This window comes from Streptomyces sp. NPDC052043 (genome assembly GCF_044548235.1).
Classification (GTDB): Bacteria; Actinomycetota; Actinomycetes; order Streptomycetales; family Streptomycetaceae; genus Streptomyces.
On record NZ_JBIUBT010000009.1, the window covers coordinates 139864 to 163211 of the forward strand.

Genomic DNA, 23348 nt, shown 5'->3' on the forward strand with positions numbered 1-23348 from the left:
CGTCAAAGCACCGTCACACCCGGCGCGGGCGCCGACGCCGTACGCACCGAACGGCATGTCCCTGACGCCCGCAGCGCCTCGGCCACCGCGGACGCCGACTCCGCGTCCGCCACGAGGAACGCCGTCGTCGGCCCCGACCCCGAGACCAGGCCCGCCAGAGCCCCCGCCGCGCGGCCCGCCGCGAGGGTGTCCGCGAGGGACGGGCGCAGGGAGAGCGCCGCGGGCTGGAGGTCGTTGGAGAGCGCGGCGGCGAGGGCGGCGGTGTCCCCCTTCTCCAGCGCGGCCAGCAGGTCCTCGGAGGCGACCGGCTCCGGAATGTCCGTGCCCTCGGCGAGCCGGTCGAACTCGCGGAACACCGCAGGCGTGGACAGCCCGCCGTCGGCCATCGCGAACACCCAGTGGAAGGTGCCGCCGACCTCCAGCGGGCGCAGCTTCTCCCCGCGCCCGGTGCCCAGCGCCGCCCCGCCCACCAGACTGAACGGCACATCGCTGCCCAACTCGGCGCAGATGTCGAGGAGTTCGTCGCGGGAGGCGTTCGTGCCCCAGAGCGCGTCACAGGCCACCAGCGCGCCCGCACCGTCCGCGCTGCCGCCCGCCATGCCCCCGGCGACCGGGATGTCCTTGGCGATGTGGAGGTGCACGGAGGGGCTGCGGCCGTACCGCTCGGCGAGGGCGAGGGCCGCGCGGGCGGCGAGGTTCGTACGGTCCAGCGGGACCTCGCCGGCGTCCGGGCCCGCGCAGGTCACCCGCAGCTCGTCGGCCTCGGTGACCGTGACCTCGTCGTACAGGCCGACCGCGAGGAAGACGTTCGCCAGGTCGTGGAAGCCGTCGGGGCGGGCGGCGCCGACCGCGAGCTGGGCGTTGACCTTGGCCGGGACGCGTACGGTGACGCTCACTTACCGGACTCCTTGTGTTCGGCGTGCTCGGCGATCCGCGCGAACTCCGCCACCGTCAGGGACTCGCCCCGCGCCTGCGGGGAGACCCCGGCGGCGACCAGGGCCGCCTCCGCCGCCGCGGCCGACCCGGCCCATCCGGCGAGCGCGGCCCGCAGGGTCTTGCGCCGCTGCGCGAAGGCCGCGTCGACGACCGCGAAGACCTCGCGCTTGGTGGCGGTGGTCGCGATCGGTTCCGTGCGCCGGACCAGGGACACCAGTCCGCTGTCGACGTTCGGCGCGGGCCAGAAGACGTTGCGGCCGATGGCCCCGGCCCGCTTGACCTCGGCGTACCAGTTGGCCTTCACGGACGGCACGCCGTACACCTTCGAGCCGGGCGCCGCGGCGAGCCGGTCGGCGACCTCCGCCTGCACCATCACGAGGGTGCGCTCGATGCTCGGGAAGGTGTCGAGCATGTGCAGCAGGACGGGCACGGCCACGTTGTAGGGGAGGTTCGCGACCAGGGCAGTGGGCGCGGGGCCCGGCAGCTCGGTGACGTGCATCGCGTCGGAGTGGACCAGCGCGAACCGGTCGGCGCGCTCCGGCATGCGGGCGGCGACGGTCGCGGGCAGCGCGGCGGCGAGTACGTCGTCGATCTCGACGGCGGTGACCCGGTCGGCGGCCTCCAGCAGGGCGAGGGTGAGGGAGCCGAGCCCCGGGCCGACCTCGACGACCACGTCCTCGGGGTGGACGTCGGCGGTGCGGACGATACGGCGGACCGTGTTCGCGTCGATCACGAAGTTCTGGCCGCGTTGCTTGGTGGGGCGTACGCCGAGCGCGGCCGCCAGTTCGCGGACGTCGGCGGGGCCCAGGAGGGCGTCGGGGGCGGGGCTGCTCACGGCACAAGGGTACGGGGGCGCGGACGACGCGATCGCCACGGCCGCCCAGAACCCGGCGGAGCGCCCCTGGATGCGCTCAGTAGTCGAAAGCGCGGGCCGTGTTGGCCGCCAGCGCCGTCGCCAGGGCGTCCTCGTCGATGCCGCGCACGGCGGCCATCGCACGCACCGTGACCGGGACGAGGTACGGGGCGTTGGGTCGTCCGCGGTACGGCGCCGGGGTCAGGAAGGGCGCGTCGGTCTCCACCAGGACCAGCTCCAGCGGGGCGACGGCGAGGGCGTCCCGCAGGTTCTGGGCGTTCTTGAAGGTGACGTTGCCGGCGAAGGACATGTAGTAGCCGGCGCGGGCGCACACCTCGGCCATCTCCGCGTCGCCCGAGTAGCAGTGGAACACCGTCCGCTCGGGGGCGCCCTCCTCCTTGAGGACGCGCAGGACGTCGGCGTGGGCGTCCCGGTCGTGGATGACGAGGGTCTTGCCGTGCCGCTTGGCGATCTCGATGTGGGCGCGGAAGGACCGCTCCTGCGCCGCCTTGCCCTCGGGGCCGGTGCGGAAGTGGTCGAGCCCGGTCTCGCCGACGCCCTTGACCTGGGGCAGCGCGGCCAGCCGGTCGATCTCGGCCAGGGCCTCGTCCAGCCCGGCGTCCCCGAGCGGCTCGCGCGCGCCCTGCCGCGACCCCCCGTCGGGGTCGCCGTGCACGATGCGCGGGGCCTCGTTCGGGTGCAGGGCGACCGTCGCGTGGACGCTGTCGTACGCCGCGGCCGTCTCGGCGGCCCACCGCGATCCGTCGAGGTCGCAGCCCACCTGGACGACGGTCGTCACACCCACGGACGCGGCCTTGGCCAGGCCTTCCTCGACCGTGCCCGACTGCATGTCGAGATGGGTGTGGGAGTCGGCGACCGGTATCCGGAGCGGCTCCGGAAGCGGGGGCGCCGCGTTCTTGTCGGCATTCGATGGCATGCCCCGATCCTACGGAAAGGGCGGGTCTCGTCGTTCGCCGCGTTCGCCGTTCGCCGGCGCTCCTCAGCCCGCCTTGCGGTGGAAGGGGTGCAGCAGGTCCGACAGATGCCAGTGGTGCCCGTCCGCGTCGGTGTGGCCGGTGTGGGCGTCCTGCCCGGGGTCCACCGCCTCCTCCCCCGGCGGGGACGTCTCCAGCCGGTCCGCCACCGGTGCCGACGGACGGTGCCGCGGCTCCTCGTGCCGGTGCAGATGGCTCTGCGCGGACGACACCCGGCCGGCCCGCATGATCCGGACGACGTGACCGTCGCAGTTCTGGCAGTTCGGCCGGCTCAGCGGGGACGGCACGACACGGCCCTCCGCCACGTACCGCACGCACGGGTTGCCGTCGCCGTCCGTGTAGTGCTCGATCTCGTACGACTGCTCCCACCCGTGCCCGCACCGCATGCAGGCGAAGGAGTAGGACTCGTTGACGACGGCGGTGGCCGTACCGCGGCGGCCGTCCCGCCACGTGCTGTCGCTCATGCCAGCTCCTCGTGTCCGCTGGACAAAAGGGACGGTTGCCGTCCCGCCACCCAGTGAACTCCTCCGCCGTCCGTCCTGCACAAGGCCTGGGGAGTGTTGGCGGCGTTTTGGGTCCCGCTTGCCAAAGGGTCCCTCCGACGGCCGCCGTCGCTTTGCCTTCCCGGACGGCTCTTTGCCGCCCCATGGGGCGGCCGCTCATGAGAGATGCGCCCTGCTCAGAGCGGGTGTGAGCGAGGTCTCACGCCCCCGCGCGCTTGGCGGCGACCACCGCGTCGAACACCTCACGCTTGGGCACCCCGGCCTCGACCGCGACCGCCGCGATGGCCTCCTTGCGACGCTCCCCGGCCTCCTCGCGCACCCGCACCCGGCGCACCAGCTCCTCGGCGCCGATCTCCTCGGGCCCCTTCTCGGGCGCCCCCTCGACCACGACGGTGATCTCACCGCGCACGCCCTCGGCGGCCCACGCGGCCAGCTCCCCGAGCCCGCCGCGCCGGACCTCCTCGTAGGTCTTGGTCAGCTCCCGGCACACGGCGGCCCGACGCTCGGCGCCGAACACCTCGGCCATCGCGGCCAGCGTGTCGTCGAGCCGGTGCGGGGCCTCGAAGTAGACGAGCGTGCGCCGCTCCTGTGCGACCTCCCGCAGCCGGGACAGCCGCTCGCCCGCCTTGCGCGGCAGGAACCCCTCGAAGCAGAACCGGTCGACCGGCAGCCCGGACAGCGCGAGCGCGGTGAGCACGGCGGACGGGCCCGGTACGGCCGTCACCCGGACGTCCCGCTCCACGGCGGCCGCGACCAGCCGGTAGCCCGGATCGGACACGGACGGCATGCCCGCGTCGGTCACCAGCAGCACACGCGCGCCGCCGAGCAGCTCCTCGACCAGCTCCGGCGTGCGGGCGGACTCGTTGCCCTCGAAGTACGACACGACGCGCCCCCTGGGGGTGACGCCGAGCGCCTGGGTGAGTCGGCGCAGCCGCCGGGTGTCCTCGGCGGCGACCACGTCCGCGCCGGCCAGTTCCTCGGCGAGCCGGGGCGGCGCGTCCTGGACATCGCCGATGGGGGTGCCCGCCAAAACAAGGGTTCCAGTCACGCGGCCCATCCTCTCAAGTGCCGTCGCGGACGAACGCGTCGAGTGCCGTCACGGACGAACGCGTCCCGGCCGGTACCGGCCATGCGCGGGACTCACACAGAACGGTTCCCTACGATGGCGCGGTGACCAGTACCGCGTCCCACACGGACACCCGACAGGGCCCGGCCCCGCACGACCAGCGGCCGACGTGGCAGCAGCGCCTGCGCCGCTTCGGCTACTCCGCGGGGCCCGCGAACGGCGACGTCGGCGTCGTCGACCGTCTGGTGCCGCCGTATGCGCGGCCCGGTGAGCGCCTGTGGGCGGCCCTCGGCGTCCCGCGAACCCTCGCCGACCGGATCGTCCGCTGGTCGGGCTGGGGCGGTCCGCTGCTGGTCACGCTGGTGGCGGGCGTGCTGCGGTTCTGGAACCTGGGCAGCCCGAAGGCGGTGATATTCGACGAGACGTACTACGCCAAGGACGCGTGGGCGCTGGTCCACCGCGGCTTCGAGGTCAACTGGGACAAGAACGCCAACGACCTGATCCTCAAGACCGGCGGGCACGTCCCCATCCCCTCGGACGCGGCCTATGTCGTGCACCCGCCGGTCGGCAAGTACGTGATCGGCCTCGGCGAGCTGCTCTTCGGGTTCGACCCGTTCGGCTGGCGCTTCATGACGGCCCTGCTCGGCACGCTGTCGGTGCTGATGCTGTGCCGGATCGGCCGGCGTCTGATGCGCTCCACCTTCCTCGGCTGCCTGGCGGGCGCGCTGATGGCGGTGGACGGCCTGCACTTCGTGATGAGCCGGACCGCGCTCCTCGACGGCGTGCTGATGTTCTTCGTGCTGGCCGCCTTCGGCTGCCTGCTGATCGACCGCGACCGGACCCGGGAAAAACTCGCCGCGGCGCTCCCGGCCGACGCCGACGGACGGGTGCGGCCCGACGCGCACACGGCCGAGACGACCCGCCTCGGCCTGCGCCCGTGGCGCTGGGCGGCGGGCCTCATGCTGGGCCTGGCGTTCGCCACCAAGTGGAACGGCCTGTACATCCTGGCCGCGTTCTGCGTGATGGCCGTGCTGTGGGACGTCGGCGCCCGCAAGGTGGCCGGCGCCTGGCACCCGTACACGGCCGTGCTGAAGCGCGACACCGGCATCACGTTCCTGGCCACCGTCCCGGTCGCGATCGCCGTCTACCTGGTCTCCTGGATCGGCTGGATCCGCTCCCCCGCCGACGGCAGCGGCGGCTACTTCCGCGACTGGGCCGCGACCGACGGCAAGGGCGGCAGCTTCACCTTCCTGCCGGACTGGCTGCGCAGCCTGTGGCACTACGAGCACGAGGTCTACAAGTTCCACGTCGGCCTGTCCTCGCCGCACAACTACCAGTCCAACCCGTGGAGCTGGATCGTCGACGGCCGCCCGGTGTCGTACTTCTACGAGTCGCCCTCCCCCGGCACCGCGGGCTGCCCCGCGGACACCGCCGGCAAGTGCGCCCGCGAGGTCCTCGCCATCGGCACGCCGATGCTGTGGTGGACGGCCTGCGCCGCGCTGGTGTACGTGCTGTGGCGCTGGTTCTTCCGCCGCGACTGGCGCGCGGGCGCCATCGCCTGCGGCGCCGCCGCCGGCTACCTGCCCTGGTTCCTTTACCAGGAGCGCACGATCTTCTTCTTCTACGCCGTCGTCTTCCTGCCCTTCCTCTGCCTGGCGGTGGCGATGCTGATCGGCGCGATCGTGGGTCCGCCCGGCTCCTCGGAGACCCGCCGCGGCGCGGGCGCGATCGGCGCGGGCGCCCTGGTCCTGCTGATCATCTGCAACTTCGTCTATTTCTGGCCGCTCTACACGGGCACCGCAATTCCCATCGATTCATGGCGTTCGCGTATGTGGCTGGATACCTGGGTCTGATCAGCCCGCTGATCTCTGTTCGGACAACATCGGAAAACAGCACGCACATTTTCCCCTTCTGCCACTTACAGTGCGGTGGGTTCACGAACGGGGAGGGGGCGCTTTCATGCGCAAGGGGACCAAGATCGCTGTCGTCGGCGGGGTGTTCGCCGCGTTGGTGGGCGGGGCGGGGTACGGGGCGTACAACTTCGTGTCCGCGCTGAGCGGGAACGCCAACACCCACACGGTCGCCGGCAGCGGGCCGGCGCCCGTGCGGACCGGGCCGCCGAGCCGGGACGAGGTGAAGGAGACCTCGGCGAAGTTCTTCGCGGCCTGGGAGAAGAACGAGGCGGCAGAGGCCGCTTCGTACACGGACTTCCCCGAGGCGGCCGAGCAGTTGCTCACGGCCTACGGTCACGACGCGCACATCACCGAGGTGAAGATCACGCCCAAGGCAGCCTCCGGGGCCACCGTGCCCTTCTCGGTCAAGGCCACCGTGTCGTACGACGGGAAGTCCAAGCCGCTGGCCTACGACAGCCGCCTGAGCATCGTGCGGGGCGTGTCCACCCACCAGCCGCTGGTCGACTGGCAGCCCTCGGTCGTCCACCCCGACCTGGTCAAGGGCGACACCCTCGTCACCGGGGGGTCGGTGTCCCCGCCGATCGAGGCCGTCGACCGCGACGGCGTCGTGCTGACCAAGGAGAAGTACCCCTCGCTCGGGCCGATCCTGGACGAGCTGCGGGCCAAGTACGGGGACACGGCGGGCGGCGAGGCGGCGGTCGAGCTGAGCATCCGGCACGAGGACTCCGGCGCCGCCGACACCCCGCTGGTCACCCTCGCCAAGGGCCGGCCGGGCAAGCTGCACACCACCCTCAGCGCGCGTGCGCAGGCGGCGGCCGAGCAGGCCGTGCGGCAGTACGCCGAGTCGTCCGTGGTCGCCGTGAAGCCGTCCACCGGCGAGGTGCTCGCGGTCGCCAACCACCGGGCCGACGCCTTCAACGCGGCGTTCCTCGGCCGGCTCGCGCCCGGCTCCACCATGAAGATCATCAGCGCGGCCACCCTCATCGACAACGGGATCACGAAGGCCTCCGGCCCCGCGCCCTGCCCCAACGAGGCGGTGTGGCAGAGCCAGACCTTCCACAACCTGAAGAACATGGCGCCCAACGAGCAGGCCACCCTCTCGGAGAGCTTCGCCCGGTCCTGCAACACGGCGTTCGTGAAGTACGCGGACGAGGTCAAGGTGGACTCCCTGACCAGGGAGGCCGAGGAGCGCTTCGGGCTCGGCCGGGACAACTGGAAGGTCGGTATACAGTCCTTCGACGGCTCCGTCCCCGCCTCCGGCGGCCCGGACACGGCCGCCAACCTGATCGGGCAGGGCCAGGTGCAGATGAGCCCGCTGAACATGGCGTCGGTGACGGCGACCGCGATGACCGGTGTCTTCCGCCAGCCCGTCATCGTGTCCGCCAAGCTCGACGGCCGCCCGCTCGCCCAGGCCCGGGGCCTGTCGACGGACACGGTCACCCAGCTGCGGCAGATGATGAACCGCACCGCCGTCAGCGGCACCGCTGCCCCGGCGATGTCCGGGCTCGGTGGCAGCATCGGCGCGAAGACCGGCTCCGCCGAGGTCGACGGCCAGGCCAAGTCCAACAGCTGGTTCACCGGCTACCACAACGACATGGCGGCCGCCGCCATGACCCAGGAGGGCGGCCACGGCGGCGACGCGGCGGGCCCGATCGTGGCAGCGGTCCTGCGCACGGCGAGCTGACCGTTCCTGGCCGGTGAGCGGGAGAGAGCCCGCACACCGGCACGCCCCGAACGGTTTTGGACACACCGGCCGTCCTTCGCGTCCGGCCCCCGAGGTGGGACGGAACCCGGTCCGCGGACGGGTTCGTGCGGGAGGCCCTAGGGTGGGGCCGTCATTGAGGAACGTGGGGGCAGTGGGGCAACGGGGGCCCCGGGGGATGGGCGGAGGACCGAAGGCAGTGGGCAAGAGAAGACGTGTCGCCGAGCGACGAAAGACGACTCCGGCCGTGGTCGGCGGGGCGATCGCCGTGGTCGTCGCCGGTGCCGGCATCGGCGTCTACACGCTGTACGGCGGTGGCGGCGCGGCGGCCGACGACCGGGCGCAGAAGTCGGCCGGCTACAGCGAGGCGAAGAAGACCGGCCCGCTGTCGGCGGCCGAGGTGCAGACCGCGGCCAAGGCTTTCCTGACGGCCTGGCAGCAGGGCAAGCCCGCCGAGGCGGCCGCCGCGACCAACGACACCACCGCGGCCACCACCCTGCTGACCGGCTACACCAAGGACGCGCGTCTGAAGGACGTCACCCTGACCGCGGGCACCGCCACCGGCGCCAAGGTGCCGTTCTCCGTGAAGGCCACGGTGTCGTACAAGGGCCTGACCAAGCCGCTGGCGTACGACAGCGCGCTGACCGTCGTCCGGGGCGCCACGGACGGCGAACCGGTCGTCGACTGGCACGCCTCCGTCGTCCACCCCGAACTGAAGGACGGCGACACCCTCGTCACCGGCGAGGCCGGCGCCCCGCCGGTCAAGGCGCTGGACCGGGACGGCGGCGAGATGACCACCGCCCGGTACCCGTCGCTGGGCCCGGTCCTGGACGGGCTGCGCGAGAAGTACGGCACGACGTCGGGCGGCAGCGCGGGCGTGGAGCTGCGCGTGGTCCGCGGCAAGGAGTCGAAGAAGGCCGAGCTGTCCGACAAGACGCTCGTCGAGCTGAGCAAGGGCACGCCGGGCACGGTGAGGACGACGCTGAGCCCCTCCCTCCAGGCGGCGGCGGAGAAGGAGGTGGCGAAGACCGCGCGGGCCTCGGTGGTCGTGATGCGCCCGTCGACCGGCGAGATCCTCGCGGTGGCGAACACCAACCACGGCTTCAACACCGCCTTCCAGGGTTCCCTCGCCCCCGGCTCCACGATGAAGATCATCACCTCGTCGCTGCTCTTCGAGAAGAACCTGGCCTCGGCGAACAAACCGCACCCCTGCCCGAAGACCTTCACCTACGGCGGCTGGAAGTTCCAGAACGACAAGAAGTTCGAGATCAAGGGCGGCACGTTCAAGGCGAGCTTCGCCCGCTCCTGCAACACGGCCTTCATCAGCCAGGCGGGGAAGCTGAAGGACTCCGACCTGACCCAGCAGGCCCAGCAGGTGTTCGGCCTGGGGTTGGACAACTGGGCCATCGGCGTGTCGTCCTTCGACGGCGCGGTCCCGGTGCAGACGGCGGCCCCGATGGGCGCCTCGCTCATCGGGCAGGGCGGGGTCCGCATGAACCCGCTGAACATGGCGTCGGTGGCCTCGACGGTGAAGGCGGGCGTCTTCCACCAGCCGTACCTGGTCTCCCCGTCCGTCGACCACCGCACGCTGGCCACGGCCTCCCGGGCGATGTCCGCGTCCACCCTGTCCCAGCTGCGCGAGGTGATGCAGTACACCGCCGCGTACGGCACGGCCGCCGAGGCCATGGCGGGTCTCGGCCCGGACTACGGCGCGAAGACGGGCTCCGCCGAGGTCGACAACCAGAAGAAGGCCAACGGCTGGTTCACCGCCTACCGCGGCGACCTCGCGGCCGCGGGCGTCGTCCAGGCGGGCGGCCACGGCGGCGACACGGCCGGCCCGATCGTGGCGTCCCTGCTGAAGGCGGGAAGCTGAACCGCCGCAGGGCACAGGAGTCGACGGCCGCCAGGCACAGGGGGGTTGGCAGCCGCAGTGCACAGACCTGACGGCCGCCGGGCGCCTCTCCGGCGGCCGGCGTCACCGGCGGACCCACGCCCCCGGCGGCGTCACGCGCGGCGTCACCGGTGGACGACGGGCTCCGGCGACGCCGTCGCCCGGTAGGTCCGCCGCAGGAACCTGACCACCGTCTTCGTCTCGAGCTGCACCACCGAGACACCGCCCGCGGAGTGGAACTCGATCACGGCCTGCACCCGCCCGCAGGGCCACACCCGCACGTCGCCGCTGCCGGCCGGGGCGCTCAGCCCCTGTTCGAGCAGCGACCGGGGGAAGGTCCACTCGTGCGCGCCGGGCAGGTCGACCCGCACGGCGCGCGGATCCTGGAGGGAGTCGTAGTGCAGGACCACCGGGACGGCCCCGACGTCGTCGGGGACGTCGTCCGTGAGGATGTGGGCTCGTGCGTGCTGTTCGACTACCGACATCGGACGACCCCTTACGCTGTGTGACCTATGCGGGGGTTACGCATCCGCTTTCTCTCCAATGTCGCACATTTTCCGGATTCCGCTTCTTGAACATCCCGGAAACAGTGCGCATCCACGACGCCGTCGCTCTTGCAAGAGGTTCGCAACAAGCCTCTATCATCGAACGGTGCATGTGCCTGACGGATTCATCAACGCGCCCACCTCCCTAGCCACCGGCGTCGTCGCCGCCGGCGCCGTCGCCGTGAGCCTGCGCGGTGCCCGCCGGGAACTCGACGAACGGACCGCGCCGCTGGCCGGTCTCGTCGCGGCGTTCATCTTCGCCGTGCAGATGCTGAACTTCCCCGTCGCGGCCGGCACCAGCGGCCACCTCCTCGGCGGGGCACTGGCCGCGATACTCGTGGGCCCCTTCACCGGGGTCCTGTGCGTCAGCGTGGTCCTGCTCATGCAGGGCATCCTCTTCGCCGACGGCGGCCTGACCGCGCTCGGCGTCAACATCACCGACATGGCGATCGTCACCACGGTGGTCGCCTACGCCGTCTTCCGCGGACTGGTGAAGGTGCTGCCGCGGCGCCGCAGCTCGGTCACCGCGGCCTCCTTCGCCGCCGCGCTGATCTCCGTCCCGGCCGCCGCGGTCGCCTTCACGCTGATCTACGCGGTCGGCGGCACCACCGACGTGGCGATCGGCAAGGTCGCCACCGCCATGATCGGCGTGCACGTCCTCATCGGCATCGGCGAGGCCGCGATCACCGCGCTGACCGTCGGCGCCGTCATCGCCGTACGCCCCGACCTGGTGTACGGCGCGCGCGGCCTGGAGCAGCGCCTGAAGCTGCGGGTGAACGGCGAACTCGTCGACGCCCCCGCGGCCGAGCCGGCGCCCGTGCCCACCCCCGCCCGGCCCCACCGCAAGCTGTGGGCCACCGGCCTGGTCGCCTCCCTGGTCCTCGCCGGGTTCGTCAGCTTCTACGCCTCGGCCAGCCCCGACGGTCTGGAGAAGATCGCCCACGACCAGGGCATCGACAAGAAGGAGGAGGCGCACGCCGCCGCCGACTCCCCGCTCGCCGACTACGGCGTGAAGGACATCGCCGACGCCCGGCTGTCCGGTGGGCTCGCGGGCGTGATCGGTGTCGGCGCGACCATCGTCGCGGGCAGCACGGTCTTCTGGGTGCTCCGCAAGCGGCGTACGGTCGCCGAGCCGTCCGCTCCCTCCTCCCAGGCCGCTTGACGTGGGGGCGGGCCACGCGCATCGGCTGTACCGGCACGGGTACTCCGCTGTGCACGCGCTGCCCCCGCACACCAAGCTGGCCGCGACCTTCGCCTTCGTCGTGGTCGTGGTGTCGACCCCGCGGGAGGCGATGTGGGCGTTCGCCGTGTACGCCGTGCTGCTCGCCGGCGTCGCCTCCGCGGCCCGCGTGCCCGCCGGCTTCCTGCTCAAGCGGCTGCTGATCGAGGTCCCGTTCGTCGCGTTCGCGGTGCTCATGCCGTTCGTGGCCCAGGGCGAGCGGGTGGACGTCCTCGGGATGTCCCTGAGCGTGAACGGCCTGTGGGGCGCCTGGAACGTGCTCGCCAAGGGCACCCTCGGCGTCGCCGCGTCCGTACTGCTGGCGAGCACGACGGAACTGCGCGAGCTGCTGCTGGGCCTGCAACGCCTGAAGCTGCCGCCGCTGCTGGTGCAGATCGCGTCCTTCATGATCCGCTACGGCGACGTCATCACCGACGAGATGCGGCGGATGCGGATCGCCCGCGAGTCACGCGGGTTCGAGGCGCGCGGGATCCGGCACTGGGGCGTGCTCGCCAAGTCCGCGGGCGCGCTGTTCATCCGCTCCTACGAGCGCGGGGAGCGGGTGCACCTGGCCATGGTGAGCCGGGGCTACGCCGGTTCCATGCCGGTCATCGACGAGGTGACCGCCTCCCGGGCGCAGTGGTCGTACGCCCTGACCCTCCCCTGCGCCGCGCTCGCCGTCTGTCTGCTGGGATGGGTGCTGTGACTGCTTCTCTGGAGGTCTCCGGCCTCGCCTTCGCCTACCCCGACGGCCACCAGGCCCTGTTCGGCGTCGACTTCAGCATCGGGCGCGGTGAACGGGTCGCCCTGCTCGGTCCCAACGGTGCCGGGAAGACCACCCTCGTGCTGCATCTGAACGGCATCCTGAGCGGGGGTGCCGGGACGGTGACGGTCGCCGGGCTGCCGGTCGGCAAAAGGCACATGGCCGAGATCCGGCAGAAGGTCGGCATCGTCTTCCAGGACCCGGACGACCAGTTGTTCATGCCGACCGTGCGGGAGGACGTGGCCTTCGGGCCGGCGGCGGCCGGGATGAAGGGGCCGGAGCTGGAGGCGCGGGTCGCCACGGCCCTGGAGCAGGTCGGCATGGGGGACTTCGCCGACCGCCCGCCGCACCACCTCTCCTTCGGACAGCGCCGCCGGGTCGCGGTGGCGACCGTCCTCGCCATGGAGCCGGAGATCCTGGTCCTGGACGAGCCCTCGTCCAACCTGGACCCCGCCTCACGCCGCGAACTGGCCGACATCCTGCGCTCGTTGGACGTGACGGTGCTCATGGTCACCCACGACCTGCCGTACGCGCTGGAGTTGTGCCCGCGCTCGCTCGTCCTGAGCGACGGCGTGATCGCGGCGGACGGCCCGACCGGCGAGCTGCTCGCCGACGACGCGCTGATGCGTGCCCACCGCCTGGAGCTGCCCTTCGGCTTCGACCCGCGGTCCGTGACGATGGGCGCGTGACGCGTCGGGACGAGCGGACGTGTGACGCGTCGGGACGGGCGGACGCGTGGGCAACGTCGATGTAACGATCGTGCCGACCTGACCACTCCCAGGAATCGCAGGCGGGGGCTGCCGGTTGCACCCACTGTCGCAGGCGAAGAGCGGAAGGAGTGGCGGACGTGGACGTGCACGGCACAGTGGCCGAGGGCTTCGAGCCGGTCAGGGAGGCGTTCGCGGCGAACTTCGCGCTGCGGGGCGAGCGGGGCGCGGCGGTGGCCGTGTACCGGGACGGGCACAGGGTCGTGGACCTGTGGGCGGGAACGCGAGACGTCAACGGCACCGACGGCATCGACGGCACGGCGGACTCGGCGCCCTGGGAGCGCGGCACCGCGCAGATCGTGCGCTCGGCGACCAAGGGAGTCGCCGCCGCGGTCCTCCTGCTGCTGCACCAGCGCGGGGAGCTGGACCTGGACGCTCCGGCGGGGGCCTACTGGCCCGAGTACAAGGCGGCGGGCAAGGAGCGGACCCGGGTCCGCGACCTACTGGCCCATCGCGCGGGCGTCCCCGTCCTCGACCGGCCACTGACACCGGAGCAGGCCGTCGACCCGGTGCTGGGCGCCGAGGCGGTCGCCGCGCAGGCGCCGGTCTGGGAGCCGGGCACGGACCACGGCTACCACGCGCAGACGTACGGCTGGCTGACCGGCGAGCTGGTGCGGCGGGTCACGGGCCGGACGATCGGCGAGTGGATCGCGCGCGAGGTGGCCGGCCCGGTGGGGGCCGACCTGTGGGTGGGGCTGCCGGCGGGCGAGGCCGGGCGGGTGGGCCGGGTGGGCCAGGTGGAGCCCCCGCGCTCCGCGACGGGCCTGCGCATCCGCCCCAAGCGGTCCGTGGCCGAGGCGTACGCGGACCCGGAGTCGCTGACCCGGCGGGCGTTCGCGGTGATCACGCCGCTGCCCGACGAGAACGACCCCGCCTACCGCGCGGCGGTCCTGCCCGCGTCCAACGGCATCGCCACGGCCGACGGTCTGGCCCGCTTCTACGCGGCGCTGATCGGCGACGTGGACGGCGGCACCCGCCTGTTCACCCCGCAGACCATGGAGCTGGCCCGCACGGAGCACTCCGCCGGGCCCGACCGCGTGCTGGTCGCGCCCACACGCTTCGGCCTCGGCCACATGCTGCACAGCCCCGCGTCCCCCCTGCTCGGCCCCGGCTCCTTCGGCCACCCCGGCCGCGGCGGTGCCCTGGCCTTCGCCGACCCGGACGCTGCTGTCTCCTTCGCCTACGTCACCAACGGCTTCCACCCCAATGTGACGGCGGACCCGAGGGCCCAGGCCCTGGTCCACGCGGTACGCACGTCCCTGGCCTAGGGTCTTCCGCGCACCGCCTGCGGTGCCCGTGCGGGCGGGAGCTCAGACGTGGATGGGCTGCGACGTGCGGCCCGTCGCCTGGTCGATCTCGCCGTGCGCCTTGGTCAAAAGCTGCATGGCGAGTTCGTTCAGGGCCCTCGCGCCGGCGATCTCCTCACCGACCCGCGGCTGGTCGGAGTCGGTGTGGTGGCGGCTGGCCCTGCCGTGGGCCCGGACCTCGCTGCCGTCGGGCAAGCGGACCAGCGCCGCCGCCCTGGTGTGCTGCCCGTCCTCCTGGAACTCCAGCTCGACGTGCCATCCCACAGTGGTCTTCAACATGACGGTCACCTCCGGAACACCTGCTTCCAGGGTGCGCCCGGGGCGCCGCCCGCGCACCCAAGAAGCAGGCGCCGGCCAACCGGCCGACCCGGCTAACCGGTGTGCAGCATCAGCCCGATGCCGACGACCAGCAGCCCGGCGGCCGCGATGCGCGGCGCCCCGAAGCGCTCCTTGAAGAACACGGCGCCGATCGCGGCGCCCACGATGATCGACGACTCCCGCAGCGCGGCGATCGGCGCGAGCTCCGCCTTCGTCTGCGCCCACAGCACCAGCGCGTACGCCGCCACGGACAGCGCCGCCCCGAGCAGCCCCACCGCCGCGTACGGCCGCAGCGCACCGACCGTGCGCCCGCGCCAGTGCCACACCGCGTACGCCGGGATCACCACGCCCTGGATCGCCATCAGCCAGGCGATGTACCCGAGGGACGAGCCGGAGGCCCGCACCCCGAGCCCGTCGACGACCGTGTACGCCGCGATGGCCAGTCCGGTCGCCAGGGCGGCCCCGATCGCCGCCCAGTCGGGCCGGCGTCCGCGCAGGCCCCACAGGGCGACACCGGTCAGTCCGGCACAGGACACGGCGATGCCCGCGGCCGCCCAACCGTCGGGCACCTCGTGCGCGAAGACGGCGGCGAGCACGGTGACGACCAGCGGGGCGGTGCCGCGCGCGATCGGGTAGGCCTGCCCGAAGTCGCCGAGCCGAAAGGACGTCATCAGCAGGGCGTAGTACACGACGTGGATCGCGGCCGAGAAGAGCAGGTACGGCCACGCGCCGTGGGCCGGGAACGCGACGAACGGCGCCATGGCGAGACCGATCAGCAGGCCGCCGCCCGCGATGAGCGTGAACCCGGTCAGTTTGTCGGTGATCCGGTGGGCGATCGCGTTCCAGCTGGCGTGGGTGACCGCGGCGAGCAGGACGGCCGCGGTGACCGCCGGCGTCACGAGGTGCGCTCGCGCACGTCCACGAGGGTGCCCCCGGCCTGGGCGACCAGCGCCGCAGGTGCCATCGGGAAGACGGTGTACGGGGTTCCGGCCGCCGCCCAGATCACGTCGTGGTCGAGCAGCGAGCGGTCGGCGAGCACGCGTGTCTTCGTCCGGTGCCCGAAGGGGGGCACGCCGCCGATGGCGTACCCGGTCGCCTCCCGTACGACGTCCGCCTTGGCCCGCGTGACCTTCTCGGCGCCGAGTTCCTCCCGGACCCGCTCGACGTCCACCCGCGAGGCACCGTCCATGAGCACCAGCACCGGCTCTCCTCCCCCAAGCTCTCGGCTGCGCTCGAGCAGGGGGGACCCCCAGGCCACAAAAATGAGCGACTTGCAGATCTGGCTCAGCTCGCAGCCGATGGCCGCCGCGGCCTCGGCGGCCGTCCTCGTCGCCTCGGGGAACCGGCGGACCTCGGGGATCAGCTCGTCGAGCCCCAGCTCGCGCAGGGCGTCGGCGAAACGGGGGTGGGCTCCTGACTCGGATGTCGTCGTCATGAACGGCAGGCTAGCTGCCGGTTACACACGTCACGAAGGATTTCCCACCTCGTGGACGGGGCGGCCGAAACGACCGAGGCCGGTGAGGGTGCGCCGTCCCCACGGCACCCTCACCGGCCGGTCCTCTCACCGGAGCCGGGGGCTCACGCCCGTACCAGCGCCCGGTCGCCGTCCGGGTCGGCGTGCTCCGGCCGCTGCTCGGTGCGCAGGCCCTCGCCCTCCACGTCCACGTTGGGCAGGGCGCGGTCCAGCCACCTCGGCAGCCACCAGGCCCTGCGGCCCAGCAGGGCCAGCACCGCCGGCACGATCGCCATGCGCACGATGAACGCGTCGAAGAACACCGCGATCGCCAGGCCGAAGCCGATCATCTTGACCATCGACTCGCTGGAGCCGATGAAGCCGGAGAAGACGGCGATCATGATGACCGCGGCGGCCGTCACCACCCGCGCGCCGTGCCGGAACCCGGTCACCACGGCCTGGCCCGGCTTCTCGCCGTGGACGTACGCCTCACGCATCCGGGTGACGAGGAACACCTCGTAGTCCATCGCGAGGCCGAAGACGACGCCCACCATGAAGATCGGCATCATCGACATCACCGGGCCGGTCTCCTCCACGTGCATCAGGCCCGACAGCCAGCCCCACTGGAAGACCGCGACCACCGCGCCGAGCGCCGCCAGCACCGACAGCAGGAAGCCGAGCGCCGCCTTGAGCGGGACCAGGACCGAGCGGAAGACCACGATCAGCAGCAGGAAGGCCAGGCCGACCACCAGCGCCAGATACGGCAGCAGCGCGTCGTTGAGCTTCTGCGAGACGTCGATGTTCATCGCCGTGGAGCCGGTGACCAGGACCTTCGCGTCGGTCTTCGCCTCGATGTCGCCGCCCGCGCCGCGGATGGCGTGCACCAGGTCCTCGGTGGCGGTGGAGGACGGCTTGGAGTCCGGGACGACGGTCACGGTCGCGGTGTCGCCGGCCTTGTTGGGCCGCGCGTCCGTCACCGTCACGACGTCCTTGAGGCCCTTGATCTCGTCGGTGACCTTGGTGAAGGACGCCTTGGGGTCGGCGCTGTCCTTGGCGTCGACCACGACCATCAGCGGGCCGTTGAAGCCGGGGCCGAAGCCCTCCGAGAGCAGGTCGTAGGCGCGGCGCTGGGTGGTGGAGACGGGCTGGGAGCCGTCGTCCGGCAGGCCCAGTTCGAGGGAGGCGGCCGGGATCGCGGCGGCGCCCAGGCCGAGCACGCCGAGCAGCAGCACGGCGACCGGGCGGCGGACGACGAAGCTCGCCCAGCGGGTGCCCATGTTGGGGCGGTCCGGCTGCCGCGCGGGGCGCCCGCGGCGGAGCAGTCCGCTCGCCGCGCCGGCCGGCTTGACCTTGCGGCCCGCGTAGCCCAGCAGCGCCGGGATCATCGTCAGCGCGATGAGGACGGCGACGACGACCGTGCCGGCCGCCGCCAGGCCCATCTTCGTCAGCATCGGGATGTTGACCACGGACAGGCCCACGAGGGCGATCACGACCGTGAGCCCGGCGAAGACCACCGCGGAGCCCGCCGTGCCGACGGCCCGTCCGGCCGCCTCCTCGCGCTCGCGGCCCTCGGCGAGTTCGGCGCGGTAGCGGGAGACGATGAACAGGGCGTAGTCGATGCCGACCGCGAGGCCGATCATCGTGGCCAGGATGGAGGTGGTGGAGCCCAGGTCCAGGGTGTGGGCGAGGGCGGTGATCGTCGAGACGCCGATGCCGACGCCGATGAGCGCGGTCAGCAGCGGCAGTCCGGCCGCGAGGAGCGAGCCGAAGGTGATGACGAGGACGACGGCCGCGATCGCGATGCCGATGACCTCGCTCGCGCCGATCTGCGGCGCGGTCTGGAGGGCGTCGCCGCCGACCTCCACGGTCAGCCCGGCGTCCCGCGCCTGCCGCGCGGCCTCGTTCAGGGCGGTGCGGGAGGAGTCCTCCAGTTCCATGCCGGAGACCTTGTACCGCACCGACGCGTAGGCGATCGTGCCGTCCTGGCTGACGGCCCGCGTGGTGTAGGGGTCGTCCACGGAGGCGACCTCAAAGCCGCGGGACAGCTTGTCGACGGTCTTCTCGACGGTCGCCTTGTTCCGGGCGTCCGTCACCTTCTCGCCGCTCGGCGCCTTGAACACCACGCGGGCGGTGGCCCCGTCGGCGCTCGTTCCGGGGAAGCGCTGTTCCAGCAGGTCGAAGGCCTTCTGCGCCTCGGTGCCCGGAATGGAGAAGGAGCTGTTGCCGGCGGCCGGCGCGGAGGCGGCGCCGACGCCGGCGAGGGTCAGCAGCGCCACCCAGATCAGGGCTACGAAGTGCCGTCGCCTGAAGGCGAGACGGCCGAGTCTGTAGAGGAACGTGGCCACGTTGACGTACTCCCGGTCAGGTCGTGGGGGTGAAGGTGGGCAGGGGTGATCAGCCCGACGACGTTGCGGGCACCGCCCATGCCCTTGAGGCAATGGGGGAGGTGACGTCAGAGGGTGGGCTTGCTGGGGAGAGGTGTCAGGAGGTGGGTACGCCGAGGGCGGGGAGGACCACGGCGTCGATGTACGAGTGGAGGAAGGCCTGGGTCGGCGGCCGGCCCTCGATGAGCGCGCGGACGGCGAACCCGCCGACCAGCATGTGCACCACGAAGTCCAGCGCCGGGCAGTCCGCCCGGATCTCGCCCCGGTCCACGGCGCGTTGCAGCAGACCGCGGAACTCGGCCGTCTCCGGTTCGACGAGCTGTTCCCGGAAGGCCTGTCTGAGGTCCGGGTTGGTGTGCATCGCCATGGCCAGGGCCCGCATCAGCGCGGAGTTCTGCTCCATGGCGCAGTCGTCCTCGCGGGTGACGAGGGCGTGCAGGTCGGTGCGGAGCGTCCCGGTGTCGATCCCGTCGGGCCGCACCGGCTTGCCGTGCCGCATGGCGCCCACGACCAGCTCCGCCTTGCCGCCCCACTGGCGGTAGAGGGTGGCCTTGCTGGACCGGGTGCGGGCGGCGACGGCGTCCATGGTGAGGGAGTCGTAGCCGACCTCGCGCAGCAGGTCGAGCACGGCGGTGTACAGCTCCGCCTCGCGCTCGGGCGTGATACGGCTGCGGCGCCCGGTCGCGACCTCGCCCATCTCTGCCGCCTTCCCACGTGGAACGACACCGTTTCGTACACGAGGACTCTAACGCAGGCCCCGAACGAAACGAAACCGTTTCGTACGTGTCCCGCGTCACGACTGTCGGTTCCGCATAAGTTGCTCCGGTCCATACCCGGGCAAAGCATGGGAAGGTGACCTATCTGCGCCTGCCGCACCTCAGCGGCGACCTGCTGTGCTTCGTGGCCGAGGACGACCTCTGGCTGGCACCGCTCGACGGAGCGGCCCGTGCCTGGCGCCTCACGGTGGACCGGACCAAGGTCGGCCCACCCCGCTTCTCGCCCGACGGTCGGCACATCGCGTACACGAGCTGGCGCAGTCTGGTGCCCGAGATCCACCTGGTCGCGGTGGACGGCGGACCGGCCCGTCAGCTGACCTACTGGGGCAGCACCGACACCCGGGTGTGCGGGTGGGCGCCGCCCGACGAACACGGCCGCACCGACATCCTCGCCGTCGCCTCCCACGGCGAGCCGTTCTCCTACTTCACCTGGGCCTACAAGGTCGGCACCGACGGCTCCCCCGGCCGCAAGCTGCCCTGGGGACCGGTCTCCGACCTCCAGGTCGCCGACGTGGAAGGCGGCCACAAGACCCTGCTGCTCACCGGGACGCCGCCGCACGAGCCGGCCTCCTGGAAGCGGTACCGGGGCGGCGCGACGGGCCGCCTGTGGCTGCACGGGCAGCGGCTGCTCCCCGACATCGGTGGGCACCTGGCCAGCCCGATGTTCGTCGGCGACCGGATCGCCTTCCTCTCCGACCACGAGGGCGTGGGCAACCTCTACTCCTGCGCCCCCGACGGCTCCGACCTGCGCCGGCACACCGACCACGACGCCTTCTACGCCCGGCACGCCTCCAGCGACGGGACCCGGGTGGTGTACCAGTGCGCGGGCGACCTGTGGCTCGTGGACGACCTGTCCGCGGACTCGGTCCCGCACCGGCTCGAGGTGCGGCCGAGCGGACCGCGGGCGGGCCGCCGCCGCTACCAGGTGCCGGCCGCCCAGCACGTCGACGGCATCTCCGTCGACGAGACGGGCCGGGCCAGCGCGGTCGTCGTACGCGGCTCCCTGCACTGGCTGACCCACCGCGACGGCCCCGCCCGCACCCTCATCGACACGCCGGGTGTGCGCATCCGGCTGCCGGAAATGCTCGGCGAGACCGGCCAGGTCGCCTACGTCACCGACGCGGACGGCGACGACGCCGTCGAGATCACCCACCTCCCCCGGGCCAGCGGCGCCCGCCCGCCCCGCCGGCTCGCCTCCGGCCGCCTCGGCCGCGTCCTGGAGATGGCCTCCGACCCCGCCGGCGAACGCCTGGCCCTCGCCTCCCACGACGGCCGCCTGCTGCTGCTCGACGTGAGCGACGTGAGCGAGGAGGCGACGGAGGCGGCCGCAGTCGCGAGCGCGGACGTGGGCACGGCCGCGGGCACAGACGCGGGCGCCTCGCCGAACGGGGAGCCCACCGCGCCCGGTGCGCCGGACGGCTCCGCCGCCACGGACGCGCCGGACGGTGCGGCCGGAACCACTGCCGCCGAGACCGGTACGGCCGGAACCGATACGACGGACGCTTCCGCCGGCCGTCTCACCGAATTGGTGCGGTCCGTGAACGGGCCCGTGCGCGATCTGGCGTTCTCGCCCGACGGGGCGTGGCTGACCTGGTCGCATCCCGGGGTCGGGCGTTCGCTGCGGCAGATCAGGCTGGCGCGGATCCAGGACCGGCTGATCGTCGACGTCACCAACGGCCGCTTCGAGGACGAGAACCCGGTGTTCACCCGGGACGGCCGGTATCTGGCCTTCCTGTCCTGGCGCGGCTTCGACCCGGTGTACGACGTGCACACCGGCGACCTGTCCTTCCCGCTCGGCTGCAAGCCCTACCTCGTTCCGCTGTCCTCCGCGACCCCGTCCCCCTTCGCGCTGAACCCCGAGGGACGGCCGGCGGCCGGCGGCCTGGACCCCGTCGAGGACGAGGAGACCGGCGAGTCCGGCGCGGTGACCGTGGAGGTCGAGGGCCTGGCGAACCGGGTCACCCCGTTCCCGGTCATCGCCTCCAAGTACTCGGCACTGCGCCCGGTCGCCGGCGGCGGCCTGGTCTGGCTGCGCTGGCCGATCTCCGGTGCCCTGGGCGAGACGTTCGTCAACCCGGACGACACCACGGGCCGGCCGACACTGGAACACTTCAACATCAGCAAGGCCAAGAAGTACGAACTCGTCGGCCATCTCGACTGGTTCGCGGTGAGCGGCGACGGCACCCGGCTGGTCGTCGTCGACGAGGGCGACCTGCGCGCGGTGCCGTCCACGGAGATCGGCGACAGCGACACGACGACCTGGATCGACCTGCGCCGGATCCTGCACGTGGTCGACCCGGCCGCGGAGTGGCACCAGGCGTACGCCGAGGCCGGCCGGCTGATCCGCGCCTACTTCTGGGAACCGGACATGTGCGGCATCGACTGGGACGCGGTGCTCGCGCAGTACCGCCCGCTGGTCGAACGCGTCGCGTCCCCGGACGAGTTCGCCGACCTGCTGCGCGAGGTCCTGGGCGAGCTGGGCACCTCCCACGCCTACGTCTCCCCCGCCCGCCGCAACGAGGGCCCCGCGCACTACCAGCGCCTTCAGGGCCTGCTCGGCGCCAACCTGACGTACCACGACGGCCGTTGGATCGTCCGACGGATCCTGCCCGGCGACTCCTCCGACTCCAAGGCCCGCTCCCCGCTGGCCGGCGCGGGCATCCGCGACGGCGCGGCCCTCACCCATGTCGACGGGCGCCCGGTGGATCCGGTGACGGGCCCCGCTCCGCTGCTCGCGGGGACGGGCGGCACGACGGTGGAGCTGACCTTCTCCCCCGCGGAGGGCCAGGGACCACCGCGCCGGGTCGCCGTCGTGCCGCTGATCGACGAACGGCCGCTGCGCTACCAGGACTGGGTGGCCAAACGCCGAGCCGTGGTACGGGAGTTGAGCGGCGGCCGGTGCGGCTACCTGCACATCCCCGACATGGGCGGCTCCGGCTGGGCACAGTTCAACCGGGACCTGCGCATGGAGGTGTCCCGGCCCGCGCTGATCGTCGACGTCCGCGGTAACGCGGGCGGCCACATCAGCGAGTTGGTCATCGAGAAGCTGACCCGCACCATCCTCGGCTGGGACCTGACCCGCAACGCCCAGCCGGTGTCGTACACCTCCGACGCGCCCCGCGGACCCGTCGTGGCCCTCGCCGACGAGGCGACCTCGTCCGACGGCGACATGATCACGGCCGCCTTCAAGCTGCTCAAGCTGGGTCCCGTGGTCGGCCAGCGCACCTGGGGCGGGGTGGTCGGCATGACCGGCCGGCACCGCCTCGGCGACGGCACGGTGATCACGGTGCCGATGAACGCGGCCTGGTTCGACGCCTACGGCTGGTCGGTCGAGAACCACGGCGTCACCCCCGACGTGGAGAGCCTGCGCACCCCCCTGGACTGGGCCGAGGGCCGCCATGTCGAGATGGACGACGCGATCGAACTGGCCCTGGAACTCCTGGACGCCAAGGGGGCGGCGACCCCGCCGGACTACCGTGACGTCCCCGACCGTTCGCGCCCGAAGCTCCCTCCACGCCGCTGAACGACGGGACTTGGTGCGACAGGACATGCAGCGACAGGACTTGACCCCCTCACCACACGGACGTGGGGTGCCCCGGGACTCCGGGGCACCCCACGCCGTCACGGCCGAAGCCGAGCGCAGCGACAACGCGGACCAGCGGCCGTGGCTAGCGGTCGTAGTCCTGGTTGAGACGGTCTTCCATCTCGTCCGGCGTGTCCTGGGCGTCGTGACGCCCACGCTCGCGCGGCTGGGACCCGCGCTGCCCGGCCTTCTCGCGGCCCTCGCCGGGACGCTCGCCGGGGCGCTGCCGGCCCTGCTGCTGCCGCTGCTCGCCCGGTTCCTGGTACTTGTCCTTCATACCCATGCTGTTCACTCCCGTGTGGGTGAGTGGGATCCCCAAGTGGGCTAGGGGATCGGCCTCGACCAGATTCACACGGGCGGTGACCCTGCGCATG

20 protein-coding genes are annotated in these 23348 nt (G+C 72.6%); 8 read left to right on the forward strand and 12 right to left on the reverse strand.

Annotated features, from left to right (window positions below; all coding sequences use genetic code 11):
- Positions 1-2: 2 nt before the first annotated feature.
- The 5 genes from ACIHCX_RS22990 to rsmI all read right to left on the reverse strand — a co-directional run bounded on the left by ACIHCX_RS22990 (position 3) and on the right by rsmI (position 4335).
- The gene (locus tag ACIHCX_RS22990; RefSeq protein WP_400032304.1) at positions 3-896 is read right to left on the reverse strand and encodes a 4-(cytidine 5'-diphospho)-2-C-methyl-D-erythritol kinase; all 894 of its coding nucleotides are present in this window, start codon (positions 894-896) and stop codon (positions 3-5) included.
- The gene (gene rsmA, locus ACIHCX_RS22995) at positions 893-1771 is read right to left on the reverse strand and encodes a 16S rRNA (adenine(1518)-N(6)/adenine(1519)-N(6))-dimethyltransferase RsmA (protein ID WP_400032306.1); all 879 of its coding nucleotides are present in this window, start codon (positions 1769-1771) and stop codon (positions 893-895) included. Before rsmA ends, ACIHCX_RS22990 begins: the two co-directional genes overlap by 4 nt.
- Positions 1772-1847: 76 nt before the next feature.
- Positions 1848-2726 carry a TatD family hydrolase gene (locus ACIHCX_RS23000; protein WP_400032308.1) on the reverse strand — a complete coding sequence of 293 codons (879 nt, stop codon included), beginning with the start codon at positions 2724-2726 and terminating at the stop codon, positions 1848-1850.
- A gap of 63 nt (positions 2727-2789) precedes the next feature.
- Positions 2790-3248, reverse strand: coding sequence for a hypothetical protein (locus ACIHCX_RS23005; protein ID WP_400032310.1), 459 nt, complete (start codon positions 3246-3248; stop codon positions 2790-2792).
- 238 nt (positions 3249-3486) lie between these two features.
- Entirely contained in the window at positions 3487-4335 is an 849-nt protein-coding gene (gene rsmI / locus ACIHCX_RS23010) for a 16S rRNA (cytidine(1402)-2'-O)-methyltransferase (RefSeq protein WP_400032312.1), read from the reverse strand.
- Positions 4336-4457: 122 nt separating this feature from the next.
- On the opposite strand from rsmI, the gene ACIHCX_RS23015 reads away from it, so the two are divergent.
- From ACIHCX_RS23015 to ACIHCX_RS23025, 3 genes are all read left to right on the forward strand, one after another.
- Positions 4458-6206, forward strand: coding sequence for a dolichyl-phosphate-mannose--protein mannosyltransferase (locus ACIHCX_RS23015; protein ID WP_400032314.1), 1749 nt, complete (start codon positions 4458-4460; stop codon positions 6204-6206).
- Between the two features lie 106 nt (positions 6207-6312).
- Positions 6313-7950, forward strand: a complete 1638-nt coding sequence (locus ACIHCX_RS23020) for a penicillin-binding transpeptidase domain-containing protein (RefSeq protein WP_400032316.1) — start codon at positions 6313-6315, stop codon at positions 7948-7950.
- A 217-nt stretch (positions 7951-8167) separates the two neighbouring features.
- Positions 8168-9841: a penicillin-binding transpeptidase domain-containing protein gene (locus ACIHCX_RS23025; RefSeq protein WP_400032318.1), complete on the forward strand. Its 1674-nt coding sequence runs from the start codon at positions 8168-8170 to the stop codon at positions 9839-9841.
- 143 nt (positions 9842-9984) lie between these two features.
- Here the strand turns inward: ACIHCX_RS23025 and ACIHCX_RS23030 are convergent, their stop codons facing one another.
- A complete protein-coding gene (locus ACIHCX_RS23030) occupies positions 9985-10344 on the reverse strand; it encodes an SsgA family sporulation/cell division regulator (RefSeq protein ID WP_400032320.1) in 360 nt (119 codons plus the stop codon).
- 166 nt (positions 10345-10510) lie between these two features.
- Between ACIHCX_RS23030 and ACIHCX_RS23035 the strand changes: the two genes are divergently transcribed.
- The 4 genes from ACIHCX_RS23035 (at position 10511) to ACIHCX_RS23050 (ending at position 14421) form a co-directional block, all read left to right on the forward strand.
- Positions 10511-11566 (forward strand): energy-coupling factor ABC transporter permease, encoded by a 1056-nt coding sequence (locus ACIHCX_RS23035; RefSeq protein WP_400032322.1) that lies wholly within the window; start codon positions 10511-10513, stop codon positions 11564-11566.
- Position 11567: 1 nt separating this feature from the next.
- The gene (gene cbiQ / locus ACIHCX_RS23040) at positions 11568-12329 is read left to right on the forward strand and encodes a cobalt ECF transporter T component CbiQ (protein WP_400032324.1); all 762 of its coding nucleotides are present in this window, start codon (positions 11568-11570) and stop codon (positions 12327-12329) included.
- Positions 12317-13075 carry an energy-coupling factor ABC transporter ATP-binding protein gene (locus ACIHCX_RS23045; RefSeq protein WP_400032326.1) on the forward strand — a complete coding sequence of 253 codons (759 nt, stop codon included), beginning with the start codon at positions 12317-12319 and terminating at the stop codon, positions 13073-13075. Before cbiQ ends, ACIHCX_RS23045 begins: the two co-directional genes overlap by 13 nt.
- A 158-nt stretch (positions 13076-13233) precedes the next feature.
- Entirely contained in the window at positions 13234-14421 is a 1188-nt protein-coding gene (locus ACIHCX_RS23050) for a serine hydrolase domain-containing protein (protein WP_400032328.1), read from the forward strand.
- A gap of 42 nt (positions 14422-14463) precedes the next feature.
- Here ACIHCX_RS23050 and ACIHCX_RS23055 read toward each other — a convergent pair whose 3' ends face one another.
- The 5 genes from ACIHCX_RS23055 to ACIHCX_RS23075 form a co-directional block, all read right to left on the reverse strand.
- Complete coding sequence (locus ACIHCX_RS23055) at positions 14464-14739, reverse strand: DUF1876 domain-containing protein (RefSeq protein WP_400032330.1); 276 nt, start codon at positions 14737-14739, stop codon at positions 14464-14466.
- Between the two features lie 92 nt (positions 14740-14831).
- Positions 14832-15677 (reverse strand): EamA family transporter, encoded by an 846-nt coding sequence (locus ACIHCX_RS23060; RefSeq protein ID WP_400032332.1) that lies wholly within the window; start codon positions 15675-15677, stop codon positions 14832-14834.
- Positions 15674-16213, reverse strand: a complete 540-nt coding sequence (locus ACIHCX_RS23065) for a YbaK/EbsC family protein (RefSeq protein WP_400032334.1) — start codon at positions 16211-16213, stop codon at positions 15674-15676. The genes ACIHCX_RS23060 and ACIHCX_RS23065 overlap by 4 nt, the downstream gene beginning before the upstream one ends.
- 143 nt (positions 16214-16356) lie before the next feature.
- Positions 16357-18576 carry an MMPL family transporter gene (locus tag ACIHCX_RS23070; RefSeq protein ID WP_400032336.1) on the reverse strand — a complete coding sequence of 740 codons (2220 nt, stop codon included), beginning with the start codon at positions 18574-18576 and terminating at the stop codon, positions 16357-16359.
- Between the two features lie 136 nt (positions 18577-18712).
- Entirely contained in the window at positions 18713-19312 is a 600-nt protein-coding gene (locus tag ACIHCX_RS23075; RefSeq protein ID WP_400032338.1) for a TetR/AcrR family transcriptional regulator, read from the reverse strand.
- Between the two features lie 155 nt (positions 19313-19467).
- Here ACIHCX_RS23075 and ACIHCX_RS23080 point away from each other — a divergent pair, with 155 nt between their 5' ends.
- Positions 19468-22914 (forward strand): S41 family peptidase, encoded by a 3447-nt coding sequence (locus tag ACIHCX_RS23080; RefSeq protein WP_400032340.1) that lies wholly within the window; start codon positions 19468-19470, stop codon positions 22912-22914.
- 145 nt (positions 22915-23059) lie between these two features.
- Here ACIHCX_RS23080 and ACIHCX_RS23085 read toward each other — a convergent pair whose 3' ends face one another.
- Positions 23060-23257 carry a hypothetical protein gene (locus tag ACIHCX_RS23085; protein WP_400032342.1) on the reverse strand — a complete coding sequence of 66 codons (198 nt, stop codon included), beginning with the start codon at positions 23255-23257 and terminating at the stop codon, positions 23060-23062.
- Between the last annotated feature and the right edge of the window lie 91 nt (positions 23258-23348).

What these genes read in the sequence shown, in the direction of transcription:
- ACIHCX_RS23065 (WP_400032334.1), bottom strand. Translation starts at nt 16,213, where the DNA reads ATGACGACGACATCCGAGTCAGGAGCCCACCCCCGTTTCGCCGACGCC.
- ACIHCX_RS23020 (WP_400032316.1), top strand. Translation starts at nt 6,313, where the DNA reads ATGCGCAAGGGGACCAAGATCGCTGTCGTCGGCGGGGTGTTCGCCGCG.
- ACIHCX_RS23075 (WP_400032338.1), bottom strand. Translation starts at nt 19,312, where the DNA reads ATGGGCGAGGTCGCGACCGGGCGCCGCAGCCGTATCACGCCCGAGCGC.
- ACIHCX_RS23045 (WP_400032326.1), top strand. Translation starts at nt 12,317, where the DNA reads ATGGGTGCTGTGACTGCTTCTCTGGAGGTCTCCGGCCTCGCCTTCGCC.
- ACIHCX_RS23000 (WP_400032308.1), bottom strand. Translation starts at nt 2,726, where the DNA reads ATGCCATCGAATGCCGACAAGAACGCGGCGCCCCCGCTTCCGGAGCCG.
- ACIHCX_RS23085 (WP_400032342.1), bottom strand. Translation starts at nt 23,257, where the DNA reads ATGGGTATGAAGGACAAGTACCAGGAACCGGGCGAGCAGCGGCAGCAG.
- ACIHCX_RS23005 (WP_400032310.1), bottom strand. Translation starts at nt 3,248, where the DNA reads ATGAGCGACAGCACGTGGCGGGACGGCCGCCGCGGTACGGCCACCGCC.
- ACIHCX_RS23030 (WP_400032320.1), bottom strand. Translation starts at nt 10,344, where the DNA reads ATGTCGGTAGTCGAACAGCACGCACGAGCCCACATCCTCACGGACGAC.
- ACIHCX_RS23055 (WP_400032330.1), bottom strand. Translation starts at nt 14,739, where the DNA reads ATGTTGAAGACCACTGTGGGATGGCACGTCGAGCTGGAGTTCCAGGAG.